The sequence below is a fragment of the Methanomassiliicoccales archaeon genome (assembly GCA_036504055.1).
In the GTDB taxonomy this organism is placed as follows: Archaea; Thermoplasmatota; Thermoplasmata; order Methanomassiliicoccales; family UBA472; genus DASXVU01.
Genome location: DASXVU010000036.1, coordinates 54,536 through 69,317, shown reverse-complemented (window position 1 = coordinate 69,317; position 14,782 = coordinate 54,536). Strand labels below are relative to the sequence as shown.

Annotated in this window: 11 protein-coding genes; 10 read left to right on the top strand and 1 reads right to left on the bottom strand. The window is 53.8% G+C overall.

The features are described 5' to 3' along the window. Genes VGK23_08985 through VGK23_08965 form a run of 5 tightly spaced genes read left to right on the top strand, consistent with a single transcriptional unit; the run spans position 1 to position 4,262 of the window. Positions 1-1,284: a threonine/serine exporter family protein gene (locus tag VGK23_08985; GenBank protein HEY3420672.1), complete on the top strand. Its 1,284-nt coding sequence runs from the start codon at positions 1-3 to the stop codon at positions 1,282-1,284. Between the two features lie 51 nt (positions 1,285-1,335). After that, entirely contained in the window at positions 1,336-2,280 is a 945-nt protein-coding gene (locus VGK23_08980; protein ID HEY3420671.1) for a DUF1028 domain-containing protein, read from the top strand. A gap of 57 nt (positions 2,281-2,337) precedes the next feature. Next, a complete protein-coding gene (locus VGK23_08975; protein ID HEY3420670.1) occupies positions 2,338-2,868 on the top strand; it encodes a dihydrofolate reductase family protein in 531 nt (176 codons plus the stop codon). 60 nt (positions 2,869-2,928) lie between these two features. Continuing rightward, positions 2,929-3,264: a hypothetical protein gene (locus VGK23_08970; protein HEY3420669.1), complete on the top strand. Its 336-nt coding sequence runs from the start codon at positions 2,929-2,931 to the stop codon at positions 3,262-3,264. Positions 3,265-3,317: 53 nt separating this feature from the next. After that, positions 3,318-4,262, top strand: a complete 945-nt coding sequence (locus VGK23_08965; GenBank protein HEY3420668.1) for an NADP-dependent oxidoreductase — start codon at positions 3,318-3,320, stop codon at positions 4,260-4,262. A gap of 59 nt (positions 4,263-4,321) precedes the next feature. Here the strand turns inward: VGK23_08965 and VGK23_08960 are convergent, their stop codons facing one another. Continuing rightward, positions 4,322-4,672, bottom strand: a complete 351-nt coding sequence (locus VGK23_08960; protein ID HEY3420667.1) for an SHOCT domain-containing protein — start codon at positions 4,670-4,672, stop codon at positions 4,322-4,324. A gap of 550 nt (positions 4,673-5,222) precedes the next feature. On the opposite strand from VGK23_08960, the gene VGK23_08955 reads away from it, so the two are divergent. The 5 genes from VGK23_08955 (at position 5,223) to VGK23_08935 (ending at position 14,674) form a co-directional block, all read left to right on the top strand. After that, the gene (locus VGK23_08955) at positions 5,223-6,920 is read left to right on the top strand and encodes a histidine kinase N-terminal 7TM domain-containing protein (protein ID HEY3420666.1); all 1,698 of its coding nucleotides are present in this window, start codon (positions 5,223-5,225) and stop codon (positions 6,918-6,920) included. A gap of 167 nt (positions 6,921-7,087) precedes the next feature. Next, on the top strand, positions 7,088-8,296 hold the full coding sequence (locus VGK23_08950; GenBank protein ID HEY3420665.1) for an MFS transporter: 1,209 nt from the start codon (positions 7,088-7,090) through the stop codon (positions 8,294-8,296). Positions 8,297-8,438: 142 nt separating this feature from the next. After that, a complete protein-coding gene (locus VGK23_08945; protein HEY3420664.1) occupies positions 8,439-8,834 on the top strand; it encodes a VOC family protein in 396 nt (131 codons plus the stop codon). 361 nt (positions 8,835-9,195) lie between these two features. Next, positions 9,196-13,827 carry a right-handed parallel beta-helix repeat-containing protein gene (locus tag VGK23_08940; protein HEY3420663.1) on the top strand — a complete coding sequence of 1,544 codons (4,632 nt, stop codon included), beginning with the start codon at positions 9,196-9,198 and terminating at the stop codon, positions 13,825-13,827. Between the two features lie 382 nt (positions 13,828-14,209). After that, the gene (locus VGK23_08935; protein HEY3420662.1) at positions 14,210-14,674 is read left to right on the top strand and encodes a hypothetical protein; all 465 of its coding nucleotides are present in this window, start codon (positions 14,210-14,212) and stop codon (positions 14,672-14,674) included. Positions 14,675-14,782: the final 108 nt, after the last annotated feature.

Sequence of the window (14,782 nt, the reverse complement as noted above, 5' to 3'; positions counted from 1 at the left end):
ATGCAACAGACCATTGAGATCAGCGGAGAATGTGCGGCACCGCCAGACGAGACCGCCGACCTTCTCCTGTACTTGGGGCGAACTCTATACCTCTACGGCGCATCCGCCCAGCGGATCATAGACTCGATGCAGGTATTGAACCGTCATTTGGGTGGACGGGACGTTCACATCCTGGTCAATCCGGATGCAATAATGGTCACGACGGTCTCGGGGGCCGAGTACAGGACCAAGATCGATACGGTCCCATCCACTGGTACCATCGACAACGGGATAGTTTCGGGGATCAGTTCGATGCTCCATTCGCTCACCACGGAGATGGACCATGTCAGGATCAGGGCGGAGCTTGACAGGCTGAACCAAGAACATGGATCGAGAGGTACGCTGTCGATGATGGCCATAACCGCGGTCGCAATGGCGGCTTTCGGTCTTCTCAACGGTGGCGATCTGTCCTCGGTATTGGTCGTTCTTCCGGCGACCGCACTTTCATTCATGGTCTTCCGGATGATGGGAAGGCAGGGATGGAATTACTATGTCAACGTTCTTGCCGCCACCCTCGTGGGGGCAATATCCGCCTGTATGCTGGCACGTCTGGGCATAACCAATGCAACAGACGTTTCATTGATCGTGTCGGTCATATTCCTCATTCCTGGGGTGCAGCTCATCAATGGGGGTATCGAGATAGTAAGGAACCACAACCTGGTAGGGTTGTCCCGTTTGACCATGGTCATCGTTACCCTGGCGATAATCGCCTTCGGTATCACCGCTGCCATCGCACTGTTCCCCATCCCTTCCCAGGGAGCGCTCGTCCCCGTGGTTTCCTGGCCAGACAATATCGCGTACGATGCGTTGCTCGGGGCAATCGCTACCTGCGGTTTCGGGGCACTGTTCTATACGCCCGGCTATCCGCTACTGGCCTGTGGGGTCTGCGGGGCCGTCGGACGCGCCTCCCGTCTTATCCTGGTGAACGGCGGGGTAGATATCGCCCTGGCCACTTTGGCCTCGGTCTCTTTGATCACAGTACTAGCTCTTCTCTTTGCTCGCCGGTTCCGGGTCCCGGAGATCATCATGGCCGTCGCTGCCGCGCTGACGATGATACCGGGATATTTCGGGGTCAAGTTCATCGAAGGCGTTTTCACGATGGAGCAGCATGGCTCAGCGGCCACCATCTCAGAACTCCTCGGAACGGTCCAGGTGGGTCTGCAAACCCTGTTCATCGCTGCGGCGATGGTCGCCGGGGTGATCTTCCCCCTGATGATCCTGCGAAGCCGGAATCCCCGATATTGAAGATCCATAAGGTGGAAGGTTACTAAAGCCGCTGGAATCGTTCCCATCTCCATGAGATCGAACCATTTGGCCGGGCTTCTTGAAGGCAGCCCATTCGCCCATACCTTTTCCATACTGGCCTATGATCCCGAGACCGGAGAGATTGGAGGCGCGGTCCAATCCCACTGGTTCTCGGTCGGCACTGTCGTTCTATGGGGTGAGGCTGGAGTGGGCATGGTGGCCACCCAGTCCTTCACCAACCCCGCCTTTGGGCCGGAAGGGCTGGAATTGCTCAGGGAAGGTCATCTCTCAAAGGGCGTCGTGGATGAGATGATCTGCAAGGATGAAGGCAGGGAGCTGAGGCAACTATCGGTGATGAACTCCCGGGGCGAAGCTGCCTCTTACACCGGAAGAAGGTGCGTGCCCTTTGCCGGACATTTCGTCGGGGAAGGCCATTCGGTCCAGGCGAACATGATGCTTAACCAGGAGGTCTGGCCGGCGATGTCCAAGGCTTACCTTGCCACCAAGGGGGACTTGGCTGACAGGATGATGGCAGCTCTTGACGCGGCCCAGAGGGCAGGAGGAGATTTCCGGGGCAAACAGTCAGCGGCGTTGCTGGTGTTGTCTGGAGCACGGACCGGCCAGCCTTGGCTGGACAGGAAGATCGATCTCCGGGTGGATGACCATCGGGAACCGCTACGCGAGATGCGGAGACTGCTCCGGGTCCATCATGCCTATGAGCTCATGAACAAGGCGGACCGTGAGCTGGAGGATGGTAAGATAAATGAATCGATGTCGGATTATTCCACAGCGGAGCACATGTTCCCCCGGAACGAGGAGATGATGTTCTGGCATGCGGCCACTCTGGCCAGTTTAGGGCGTTTCGATGAAGCGGCCCCGCTGTTCCGAAAGGTGTTCCTCAAGAACCCGAACTGGCGTAAGTTCTCTCCAGACCTGGTTAGGCTAGGGATCGTGAAAATGAACGATGACCAATTGGAAAGGCTGCTCAGATTGTGAGCCAATGACCGCCACAACTTATCAAATACTGTCAGTTCAAATTGGGAGTATGGGGTAATGATGAGGGGAAAAGCAAGGAAGGTGGTCCTGTTTATCGCCTGCAGCCTTGACGGATACATAGCCGGGACCGACGATGATATCAGCTGGCTGTTCAGTGATGATGACTATGGTTACAGCAAGTTCTTATCTTCGATAGACACCGTCCTAATGGGGCGGAGGACCTATGACCAAGTGCTCAGGATGGGTCCTTTTCCCTATGCCGATAAGGATTGTTATGTCTTTTCCAGGTCATTGATGGGCGGGGACGACAACGTGGAGTTCGTTAATCAGCCGGTGAGCGAGTTCGTTCAGGTCTTGAGGGAACGCGATGGAGCGGACATCTGGCTCGTCGGCGGCTCTGAGCTCATCGAGGCCTTCATGAAGGAGCGCTTGATCGACGAGTTCATCATATCCATCCATCCGGTGGTATTAGGCGAGGGGATCCCAATGCTAAGGACCGGCCTCCCAAGGCAGGACCTTGACCTGAAGGGCAATTTGACCTTCTCATCTGGATTGATACAGGTACATTATGCTAAAAGGACGGTCTAGTCAAGCAATGTTCAATTAGTCCGTCCTCAGCTCAGAGACCAGTCCGAGGTCGATGATTATATGGCAACCATAACCGACGAGTTCATGAAAGAAAAGATCGGCCAGACAAAGAACTACTGCATAGTCCTCCTCAGAGCCGGACCGAACCGGGACATGGAAGGGGCGGACAAGATCATCTGGGAGCACGTCCGTCGCAATTTCTCGCTAAAGATGGACAGGATAATGCCGATCGTGTGCCCCGTGAACGATGGGACAGGGTTCCATGGGATCGGGATAATGGACAGGACCGTCCAAGAGGCCAGGCAGATCATGGATGACGACCCGGGAGTAAAGGCTGGAGTGTTCGTCTACGAACTGCACCAATGCAGAAGCTTCCCCGGTGACTGCTTAAATTAATAGAGCATAGTGGACGAAAACCACAAATACCGGCCGGCTCGAAATCAGCACACATGGCGTCTAAGGGCATTATGAAGGCGATGACCATCCATGACTTTGGAGGACCAGAGGTCCTGAGATACGAGGAGGTCCCAATACCGGAGATCGGACCTGATGAGTGTCTCGTCAGGGTCCACTCCTGCGGTGTGAATCCCATCGACTGGAAGGTGCGTCAGGGATATACGAGAGGGCGGGTCCAATATCATATGCCACTGATCTTGGGATGGGATGTGTCTGGAACGGTCGAGGAGGTCGGGCCGCTGGTCAAACGGTTCAAGAAAGGAGACAAGATCTTCGCCCGCCCAGCTACCTCGAAGGACGGCGGCTACGCGGAATTCGTTGCGGTGAAGTCGATGGAGATGGCATTTGCACCGAAGACGATACCTCTGGAACACGCAGCCGGTGTGCCTCTTGCAGGTCAAACGGCCTGGGCAGGGCTCTTCGAGATTGGCAGTCTAAGGTCTGGACAATCCGTCCTGATACATGGAGCCTCCGGCGGGGTTGGTTCATTTGCCGTGCAATTCGCCAAGATCGCCGGTGCCAGGGTGATCGCGACCACTTCGACAAAGAACGTTGAGCTGGTCCATTCGCTGGGGGCGGACCAGGTCATCGATTATTCGGTCGGTGATTTCCGAAAGGTCGTTTCGGAAATGGACATGGTCTACGATACGGTGGGGGGAGACACCCAGGCCAGATCATGGGAGATGATCAAGAAGGGAGGGATGCTCGTCGCCACCGTGGGGGTCGATGAGAATGCCGCAGACGCCCATGGAGTGATCGGAAGGTCATATCTGCTGACCTCGAACGGGTCCCGTCTGAGGGACATAAGGGAACTCATCGACGCCGGAAAGGTCCGGGTCATAATCGAGAAGGAGTATCCTTTAACGGATGCGAAGGAGGCCCATGTGCTGAGCCAGGCAGGACACGCTTCAGGCAAGATCATTCTGCGCATAGGTTGACGCGGATGCTCAATGGTCAAATCACATCCTAGGTGGCTCCTCTGATAATAACCGTGGACTCACTTTCTTCTAGCGATTTCGATGTTGTTTTTCAACATCGAGTACTCGGCATGGTCGATCTCTCCTTTCGCGTATCGTTCATCAAGGATCTGGTCTGAAGTGGGCTCCTCCCCGAACGCCCCTAGCCACTGCCCCCATATGATGGCAGAGATGGCCAGGGCCAGAATGATCATCACGACGAAGACCACGGCGAAGAGTCCAACCAATGAGAATACCATGGACACGGGATCCATTTGAAGAGCCCCTGGTTTGAGGAGCGGAGAAGAGAATAGTATGGCCAGGAATGCGATGAAAACGGTGATGACCACCGCGGCAACGATCAATCCGAATTTGACCCGGTACCTCATCATCCACCTATCCACTGTCGCCATGGTGTATCAAGTTTGACCCTTGATTCTATCAAACGACAAATGGGTGCAACGATCATGTCGGTAGATAGAAAATGCACTTCACAGGTCAAGCCCCATTTGGACCGGTATTCTTCATGATGTACGGATTGAGCCAACGGAGCAGCAATCCACCCGGAGATCCTCAAGACGCATCCGAAGACCTATGGAGAATCCGAGGCATCGTTCCTTCAAGAGGTGACTGGTACGAAATTCAATAATGCACAAACAGATGCATATCATCAAGGGAATATTTATTGAGAGGTCAAATTGCTACAATGTTGTTCTTGCCGTTCGAAGGAAAGGACCGATCTCTGCATGAATCGAACCCCGATCCAACCTAATGGCCACAATCAAAGGATACGGCCCTATTTGTATTGAGCGGACCTAATATCGACCTTGGTGCCGACGGCATATTCCGTTCCTTAAATTATGTCGAGATCCGAGAATAGATTCCAATCCATCGGATGATGAGGCATACCCTAAAGTATCTACATTAAAATCGCCAACATGGATGTCTGATATCGCCTCCCTGTTCTTGGACTCAACCATCGCCATCATGTCAGTGGTCCTGGCGGTGTTGTTCTGGGTAAAAGGGAACAAGCAGTTCAAGATGTTCTTCGTCGCTCTGTCTTTGCTGATCACCATACTTGCCGTCTCCTATGTGCTCGAACTACTGAGCGCCACCCTCTCTGAGAAATTATTCTGGAACGGGTTGGAATATCTCGGAATAGTCGGCATCCCAGAGCTGTACCTTCTGATCGTGGTGAGATATGCAGGCCGAGACGACCTCCTTACTCGGACGAACATCATTATGGTCTCGGTGGTTCCTGCCTTCTGCCTGGTCACCCTGTGGACCAATGATCTCCACCATCTGTTCTTTGAGAGCGTAACCCTGGAGCCTGGCATTCTTCAACCTTTCCAGGCGGTTGACGGCATCTTCTCGCTCCTACAGATCGCATATTCTTACGTGCTCGAACTGGCTGCGATCAGCATAGCCGCTATCGCCGTCATAAAATCGCACAAGGTGCAGAGGGTTCAGGTCGGTTTGATCCTGTTCTCGTCATTGGTGCCGACCTTGCTGGTCACGTTGAGCCTTGAGAACCTTCTCCCGTTCCCGATCATTGATGTGATGCTGTTCGGGTTCATACTGGCGGGATGTGTGTTATACCTGGTGGTTTACCGTTACGGGTTGTTTTATGCCACGCCCTTGGCCCTGAACTCGATCGCCGACATCATGCAGGACGGTGCCATCATGGTGAACCAAGAGGGACTCATCACCTACCTCAACGCGTCGGCGGAAAGGTTGGTCCATCGTGAGAAAGGCTTCCCGCTCGGTAAGCCCCTCAGTTCCATTCTGCCCGCAGTGAACGCGGCCACCGTTCCGGACGAGGAGGGGTCGGCCATCATCGAGATGATCGGACCTGAGGGTCGGACGCTACGGCTGGAGGTCCGTTACTCACCGGTCATGGTCGAGAAAAAGAAGGTCAGTCAGCTTCTCATCCTTAGGGACATTACCTCGCAAAGGAAGGTGGAAGAGGCGCTCGCATCCTCCAATTCCAAACTGAACGTTCTCTATGGCGTCACCAGGCATGATATCCTGAACCGCATCACGGTCATACGGGGTTATGGCCAATTGCTAAACGACAAGACCGAAGAGAATTCCCAGGCAAGCGAGTATCTGAGGAAGATGATGGACTCCACGGTGGCCATAGAGCATCTGATCAACTTCACCCGGGATTATGAGAAGGTCGGTATCGTCTCCCCCGAATGGCAGAACGTCAGTAAGGTGTACCATAAGGCAAAGGTTCTCTGTGCCGAGCAGGGTGTGGAGTACATTGTGGACACCGGCTCCCTGGAGATATTCGCCGACCCGATGCTGGAACGGTTTTTCTACATAATGCTGGACAACACGAACCGTCATGGGTCGAAAGTGACAAAGGTCAGGCTTTCATCCATCACATCCCTTGACGGTGGTTGCACCATAGTCTATGAGGATGACGGGACAGGGGTTCGGCCTGAAGACAAGAGCCGGATCTTCCTGAAAGGTTTCGGTAAGGACTCCGGTCTCGGTCTCTATCTGGGCATGCAGATCCTGGCCATCACCGGGATCGAGATAAGGGAGAACGGAGAGTACCATAAGGGTGTCAGGTTCGAGATCAAGGTCCCGGCGGGAAAGTGGAGATTGGCCGGTCAGGATCAGAGGGCATGATGATCGTTGGTTCGTTCTCCGCGAAATGCACCCTGGACCATCCTGTCGAGCGGTTACCTCCATCGACCAGGCGGTGATTCCGGCATTGCAGATAAATAAAACCAGAACCATGGCCAATCATCCATGCCAATGACCATTATGACTGCACTCCGGGATGAGGCGATCCGGTGAAAGGGTTCGGCTTTAAGGGTTACGACCACAGGGTTTGGGTACTCTTTACGTCCCGTCTGATCGATGGCATTGGCTTCAGCATCGTCGGCCCCTTCCTCGCCCTTTTCATGTACCAAGGGCTAGGGGTGCCAATGGTGGTGGTCGGGCTGGTATTGCTGGTCTCCGGCATCGCCGGTGCGGCCGGGAACCTTGCCGGCGGTCTGTTGGCCGATCGATACGGTCGTCTCGGGGTCATGACCTACTCAATGATCTTGAGATGCCTCACCTTCCTAGCCCTGGCCGTCCTGGTGGCGTTCTGGCCCGATATATTTGCGGTGGCCTTTGTGCTGTCGCTGAGCATGTTCTTCGGAGGGGTGTTCGACCCGGCAAACAATGCGATGGTGGCTGATGTGGTCGAACCGGCCAGACGCTTAGAGGCCTACGGATTGTTGCGCGTCGCCTGGAACCTCGGATTCGCGTTCGGACCGATGATCGGCGGGATACTGCTGGTGTTCTCCTACTCCGTCACATTCCTGGTCTCGGCGTTGATTTCCCTGGTGGCGGGTCTGATAGTTGCCTTCATGCTGACCGAGTCCTATGTCCCGGGACCGGCGAAGGAGCGTTTTACCCTGGTAAAGGAACTGCGCAACGTCAAGTTGCTCTTCCTGATCTTTTGCCTGGTATGCATCCCCATGTTCCTTATGTCCGGCCAGTTCGGGACCACTTACACGGTCTACGCTAACGAACGGGTGCACATCGATACACTCACCATCGGACTTGTCTTTGGCCTGAATGGTGTCATGGTGGTCCTTCTGCAGATGCCCCTGGCACGTTCACTGGAAAAGAGGGACAAATATCTGGCCATGACATTGGGTACGGTGATCTATGCGGTGGGATACTTCCTCGTGGCTGGGGTGGTTGAAGGGATCACGCTAGCGATCACCATGGTGATCATCACCATCGGGGAGATGATCGTCGTACCGGTTTCTACCGACCTAACGGTCAGCATGTCGAGCGAGACCGAACGCGGCAAGTATCTGGGGATATTCGGGCTGATCGGATCATTCGGTTGGTTCGGTTCGACGCTGGTCGGAGGCATCCTCTATGACAACCTCGCAAACGGATGGATCTTCTGGGGTTCCATCTCCGCCCTGGGCATGGTCACGGCAGTGGGGATGGTCGCACTGTGGGCCAGGATCAGGTCCGAAAAAGTGACAGTTGCATAGGACAAATCCCTTCCGTTCATGGTCGTATCTCTGACAAGCGCCATTCATTGCGGAATCAACGACGTATGGGCATTATCCCGGTGAAAGAGACCACAAATCGTTAATTACGTTCTGCTCAGAGGATTTGAACGAGGATGAAATCATGGCAAAACAAGCCAAAGTGACTCATTTCGAGGTTCCGGCTGACGACATGGATAGAGCAAAGAAGTTCTATACCGAGGTTTTTGGGTGGCAGATGTTCCCTCCCGACCCGGTCATACACTATCAATCAGTGGGAACGACGTCTGTAAACGAGAAGTTCATGCCTAAAGAGCCTGGTGCCATTAACGGCGGTATTGTGCCGAGGGAGGGTCCGAACATGCATCCCATCGTCACCCTCGAGGTCGATGACATCGATGCGGCGCTGGAAAGCGTGAAGAAGCATGGCGGCAAGATCACAATGAAAAAGATGGCGGCCGGAACCATGGGCTTCTTTGCCTACTTCGAGGATAGCGAGGGGAACATCATGGGTCTATGGGAGACCACTGGCGGAATGTGAGGTCTGAACATTCCATCGTCGCTTGAAACCTATTCCAGCCTCATTCCTTATCCGTCAGCGCTATCAATGATGCTATGACCATCGACCTTGTATCAGATAAGGCAAGCCTTTTTCACTTTTCATCAAAGATACTAAATCCGAACATATCAGCGGAAATAAGCGCATCCTGATCTGTGAACATCGGTAGTTCATGGAGTATGAAATTCTCATTCGATTTTGTGAGATTAACTGTTACGAGATGAATGTTATACATCGAGCCAAATGAATCGATGATTCGTATATGGAGATTATCACAGATGATAACTGGCAATCCATGATTAAATATTCAATTCGCGAATTTTTGTGACAAGGGTGTTGTTCAATGTCTCTGCGAAAGGTCCTGTTGGGGACCATCATTGGTATGCTGTTCGTCGTCACGATCGTGCTTATTACCGGAAATGCTACTGCCGCGTCACATGAGCCCGTGGTGATCGATGGAAATGATCAACTGGCGGTCTTCGTGGCAGGACATGGAAACGTGGGGGATGGCTCATCAGGTTCACCATTCCAGATCAACGGCCTAGTCATCGATGCGGACGACGAGGAGAACGGGATAGTCATCAAGAACGTCGACGACTACCTCAACATCGACAATTGCGTTGTCAACAACACCCGACTATTCAACTCCGACATCGGATCAGGCGCAGGCATTTTCATTTCATCGTCCAGCCATATCTTTGTATGCAACAGCAGGGTCAACGAGACCTATGATGGAATAACCGTTCTCAACTCACAGAACGTCGTGGTCTACGGGAACACGGTGCACAATGTCACCATGGCCGGTGTCAAGATCGCTGGCTGTTCGAACGTGAAGGTCTATCAGAACAACATAGCCGATTCATATGGCGCGATCATCGCCATCCAATCGACCCATGGAAGCAGTTTCGACAACAATACCTGCCTTCGCGGAGTAGACGGTCTGCTCATCTCTGGGAGCTATCAGAACGTGATCAGCGATAATATCGTAAAAGGATTCACCTATGGGATGTACATTGAAGCTGGTTCCAATTTCAATAAGATCGATCTGAACAACTGCAGCTCGAACTCAAACTCCGGCATCTTCATCGCGGGTGACAGGAACACTGTCGCCGCGAACAAGGTCTTTTCCAACGGATTCAGCGGTATCCAGGTCAATGAGGCGGATAATTGCACTCTGACCGGCAATCTCTGCATCGACAACCCGAGAGGCATATACGCCACCGGAGCCAACTATGTCACCCTGAACGGCAACAACTGCTCCAGGAGCAGCCAGTACGGATTCTACGCAAATTACTGTGAGCATATCAGCACCGACCGTAACCGGATGTACTTCAATGGGCAGGGTATCTACCTGACTAACTGTAGAGACTCTTACTTGTGGTATGATACCCTCTGCAATAACACCCAGTATGGTTTCTTCTCTTCCGGGTCCTCTTGGATCTATACCACCTCAAACTGCACCTACAACAAAGCAAGTGGATTCTGGATCGTCAACAGCGACAACTGCACGATCGGCTCGGCAAACGCCTCTCACAACGCCCAGAACGGTGCGATCTTGGACAGCTGTTACAAGTGCCGCGTTATCGACGGAAGCTTCATGTCGAATGTCATCGGAATAAGGGTTGTAGGTTCTGACAATTCAACGGTCCAGCGTATCAGAGCATACCTCAACCAGGAGGGCGTTGAGCTCTACAACTCCGATAATGCGACGGTGTCGGACTGCCATCTCACCGGGAACATCTATGGGCTATGGATATCCGATTCGGACCGAGCGTGGATAGTGGACAATGACATATTGTTGAATTCGCATTCTGGAGTGCTCCTTACCGGTCCTTCCGGTTCCGTTGACTGCAACATTAGCGGGAACCAGATCGCCGGACCTGGTTCGGCAGGCATCGGCATCGAGGTCTCTTCCGGCCTATCCACCATGATCCAGGATAATACCATCACTGGCCTGGACCGCGGAATGAAGATTTCCAATGCGAATGTGATCTCCCTTGACCAGAACCACATCTCAGAGTGTGTCTATGGCATTTGGATGCAGCTCACGAGCTTCCTCACAGTGACCGAGAACACCGTCACTGATTCCGAGGTCGATGGCATATACGCTGAGCTATGCCTCCATGGAGTGTTCGATCATAACACTCTCACCGGTGGCGTCAATGGCATGTGCTTCGAACAATGCACCGACGGGGTCATGACCAACAATCTGGTGGACGCCTCCATCGGGGGTATTTACCTCCTCGGGTGCGGGACGTTCGAAATATACAATGGCTTATGTACCGATTCGACGGGAGGGGCCAGTTCGATAGGGGTCTACCTCGTCCAATCCTCCGCAACGATCGTTCAGGGTATGAACCTCACCCAATGTAACATCGGCATGGTGCTGAATGCCGAGGCAACCGACCTCATCACCAATAACGTGTTCTATCACAACCGGGACGTGGGTGTATACATAAGCGACTGCGAGAGCATTCTGTTGCACCACAACAGATTCCTGTTCAACCACGGGTCGGACGGAGAATTCTCACCTACGGCATATCAGGCCTGGGACGACAGCCCGAACGACCGGTGGAACACCACCGGTCCTGACGGGATCGGCAACTTTTGGTCGGACTATTGCTGGCCTGACGGGGACAGAAACGGCATCGTCGATGAAGAGCTCCTCATCCCAGGCGGTGCCTACGATTACTTCCCTATCGCAGACACAGGGGCTCCCGTCGTGGACATAACCAGCCCCGACCATGATGGCGTGATTTTCACCACGGATACCGCTTCGATCAGCTGGCAGGGCATTGATGATTATGCTGGCATACAATATTTCGAGGTCAAGATCGATGACGGGGTCTTTGGGAACATCGGTCTGGGAAACCTTTGCAGCTTCGGCGGGCTGACCGACGGACGACATATTGTGACAGTGAAGGCCGTCGACAAGGCCGGCAACGAGAACACCGCTACACGCACCCTATACATCGATGCCAATGCTCCAGTTGTCAATATCGTTACTCCTGAAAATCATACCGCCATCAATGATAACACTCCGACCATCTCCTGGACAGGAACCGATGCCGGCAGCACTGTGGCAGAATACATGGTGGCCTGGGACCTGGGGGTCTACGAGTCGGTCGGGACGGTCAATTCATTCACGTTCATCTTACCGTTGGACGATGGGTCCCACACCGTCTATCTGTGGGCAAAGGACGCCTCCAACCACATACGCGTTTGCTCTCTTGATTTCTACGTCGATACCAGGATACCAACTTTGGATTCGATATCGCCTTCGGACGGGACGCCCATCAGCGATCGCGACATTCCGATCTCCTGGTACGCCTTCGACCTGGCGGTCAGCCCGTTCGGACTTGACCGGACCGAATTAAGGTTGGACGATGGAGATTGGGTGAACAAGGGCCTGGGCACCAGCCATACGTTCCTAGACGTAACCGAAGGTCCCCATACCATCTACCTGAGGACATATGATAAGGCTGGAAATACTGTGGAAAAGAGCTCAAGGGTACTGGTCGATTTCGCTCTGCCCACGATCACGATATCCTCTCCGTCCAATCACACCATTTGTGCCGTGAACACGATCTCGATCACATGGACTGGCGCAGATAGCGGGTCTGGTATCGATCATTATGAGGTCGGTCTCGATAGCGGTCCGATGACCTCGGTCGGCACCGCGACGGGTTGGACATTCGACAATCTCTTTGACGGAACCCACGACCTCCGTGTCATGGCTGTGGACAAATCCGTGAAGATGAGGATCGCGTTCCTCACGGTAGTGATCGACACGGTCGCTCCGTCGTTGAGCGTAATGGCCCCCACCGAAGGCGGATTCTATATCATCCCGACCCTTAACATCACATGGTCGAGCATGGAGTTCGGAAGCGGTCTGGCATACTATGAGGTCAAGGTCGACACGGGTGAATGGCAATCACAGGCCACCAGAGCGTATGATCCGATCCAGATGAGCGAAGGTCTGCATACCGTCTACGTCAGGGCTACCGACCTTGCCGGCAACGCCAGGACAGTGGGCGTGAACATGACCGTGGACCTGAACCCCCCGGTCATCCATTCGATGACTCCTGCCGAAGGCTCGATGGCTAACAATGCTACAGTGCTCTTCGGGTGGGACGTCAGTGATTCCATCGGGATCTCTTCGATCACATACAGCATTGACTCGGACATCAACCATGGTCTGACGAGCGGAGCCTCGTCGGTATCGGTCTCATTAACGCCGGGAAACCACACGTTCAAGCTGACGGTGACCGACCGGGCCTGGCGTGCCACGATTGGATATGTCAACGTCACGGCGGATGGTGCAGCTCCCAGAATAGTGGCCCACTCGCCATCCACGGCAAACGCAGGTGTCAATGAAAAGATATCGTTCAGGTTCTCAGAGACGGTCAGCGAGATCGGCATCTCCGTTAAGGTCAACGGGCAGGAATGTCCGTTCACGATGAATGGCACCAATTATGAGGTGAGCAGACAGTTGGTCGGAGGGACCAACTATACTGTGATCGTCGCAGGTGCCAAGGACCTTTCCGGAAACACAATGGAGGTGTTCTCCTGGTCGTTCAACTCGGTATCAGGCGAGATGTCTCCTGGTCGGTTCGTTCTCAGAGGGACCATGATCGACAAGGATGGCAAGCCGATTTCCAGTGCCACCGTGGTGGCCGGAGGGCAGAGCCTCACGACCAATGCCCAGGGTCAGTTCAGTGTCTATGTGGACGCCGGTCAACTTCAGCTTCGCGTCTCTGCTTCGGGAATGACCGATTATGTCCAAGGTTTAGTCATATCATCTGACCAGGAATTGGGACAGTTGACGATGATATCCCTTACGGAGAACATCGGGGAGAATAGTGGATCCAAGGGAGGGGACATCACACCCTTCCTGATCATCGGGGCGCTCGCCGCAGTTGGGGGGCTGGTCACGGTGGTCGTGATCGCTCGCAAACGCAGGAAGACCATCTGAGACACCGGTCGCCGAAAGTGGTCGAGCAGGGTACAGAACGGTCACGGGAATATCGGCCCGATCCGGTCGGCAAGGGCGACCCTCCAGAGTCTTCGCGGACACCCTTGCCGGCCATATCCAGGGCGGCCGGACGATATATTTTACTGACACCCATTCTCTGATGCTATGACCTATGGTTTGTCCTTTCGCTTGGAAATATCGATGCAACTTCCATATCGGAAGCGCTCCCCTCATGGATGCAATCTCAGATGAATAGCTTCGATCACCCAGGCCAATCAGGGGATGGGCAGCAAAGAAGTAAGTTGGCAGTGGGCCCCGAACCCGTTCGGCCTCTCGGAGGGCCCAAGCGGTCTTGAAATATTTTTATAACATACACCTCAACATGGGTTATCCGAATACACCGCGTCCTTTGAGTTCGAAGATCTTGATGGCTCTGCTGGTCTTCTATGGCATATTGGGGTTGATCAGTGGAGCGCTTCTGATCGCCGACCCTACCGGAGGGGGATTGGGATTCGATTCGAACATTGTAGAAAAGGTGCCTCTTCACAGTTTCCTCCTGGTCGGTCTGTTCCTCTTCTTCATCTACGGCATGGGATCTCTGGTCCTTGCGTACGGTGCATTGACCCGTAATGAATCGGTGTTCAGGAAGGTCAGCGAGGTGTCCGGATACCATTGGTCCTGGACCGGAGGGATGCTTCTGACGTTGGTCCTCGTGATCTGGTTGGCGGTCGAAGGGAGCCTGATCGGTCTTGACTGGCCGGCGACCTATTTCACGGTCGTGATAGGGGTCGGCATCTTTGTCATGCTGATACTCCCGTCAACGAGGAGATATTACCAGGCCCGATGAAATTCGAAGGAAGCGGTCTTAATGGACTTCTCGGTCAGCTTCGATATTGCTTATTGACGAACCCCAAGATAGAGGCTCTGAATGTTCAAAGCATTACCATCTTCGAGA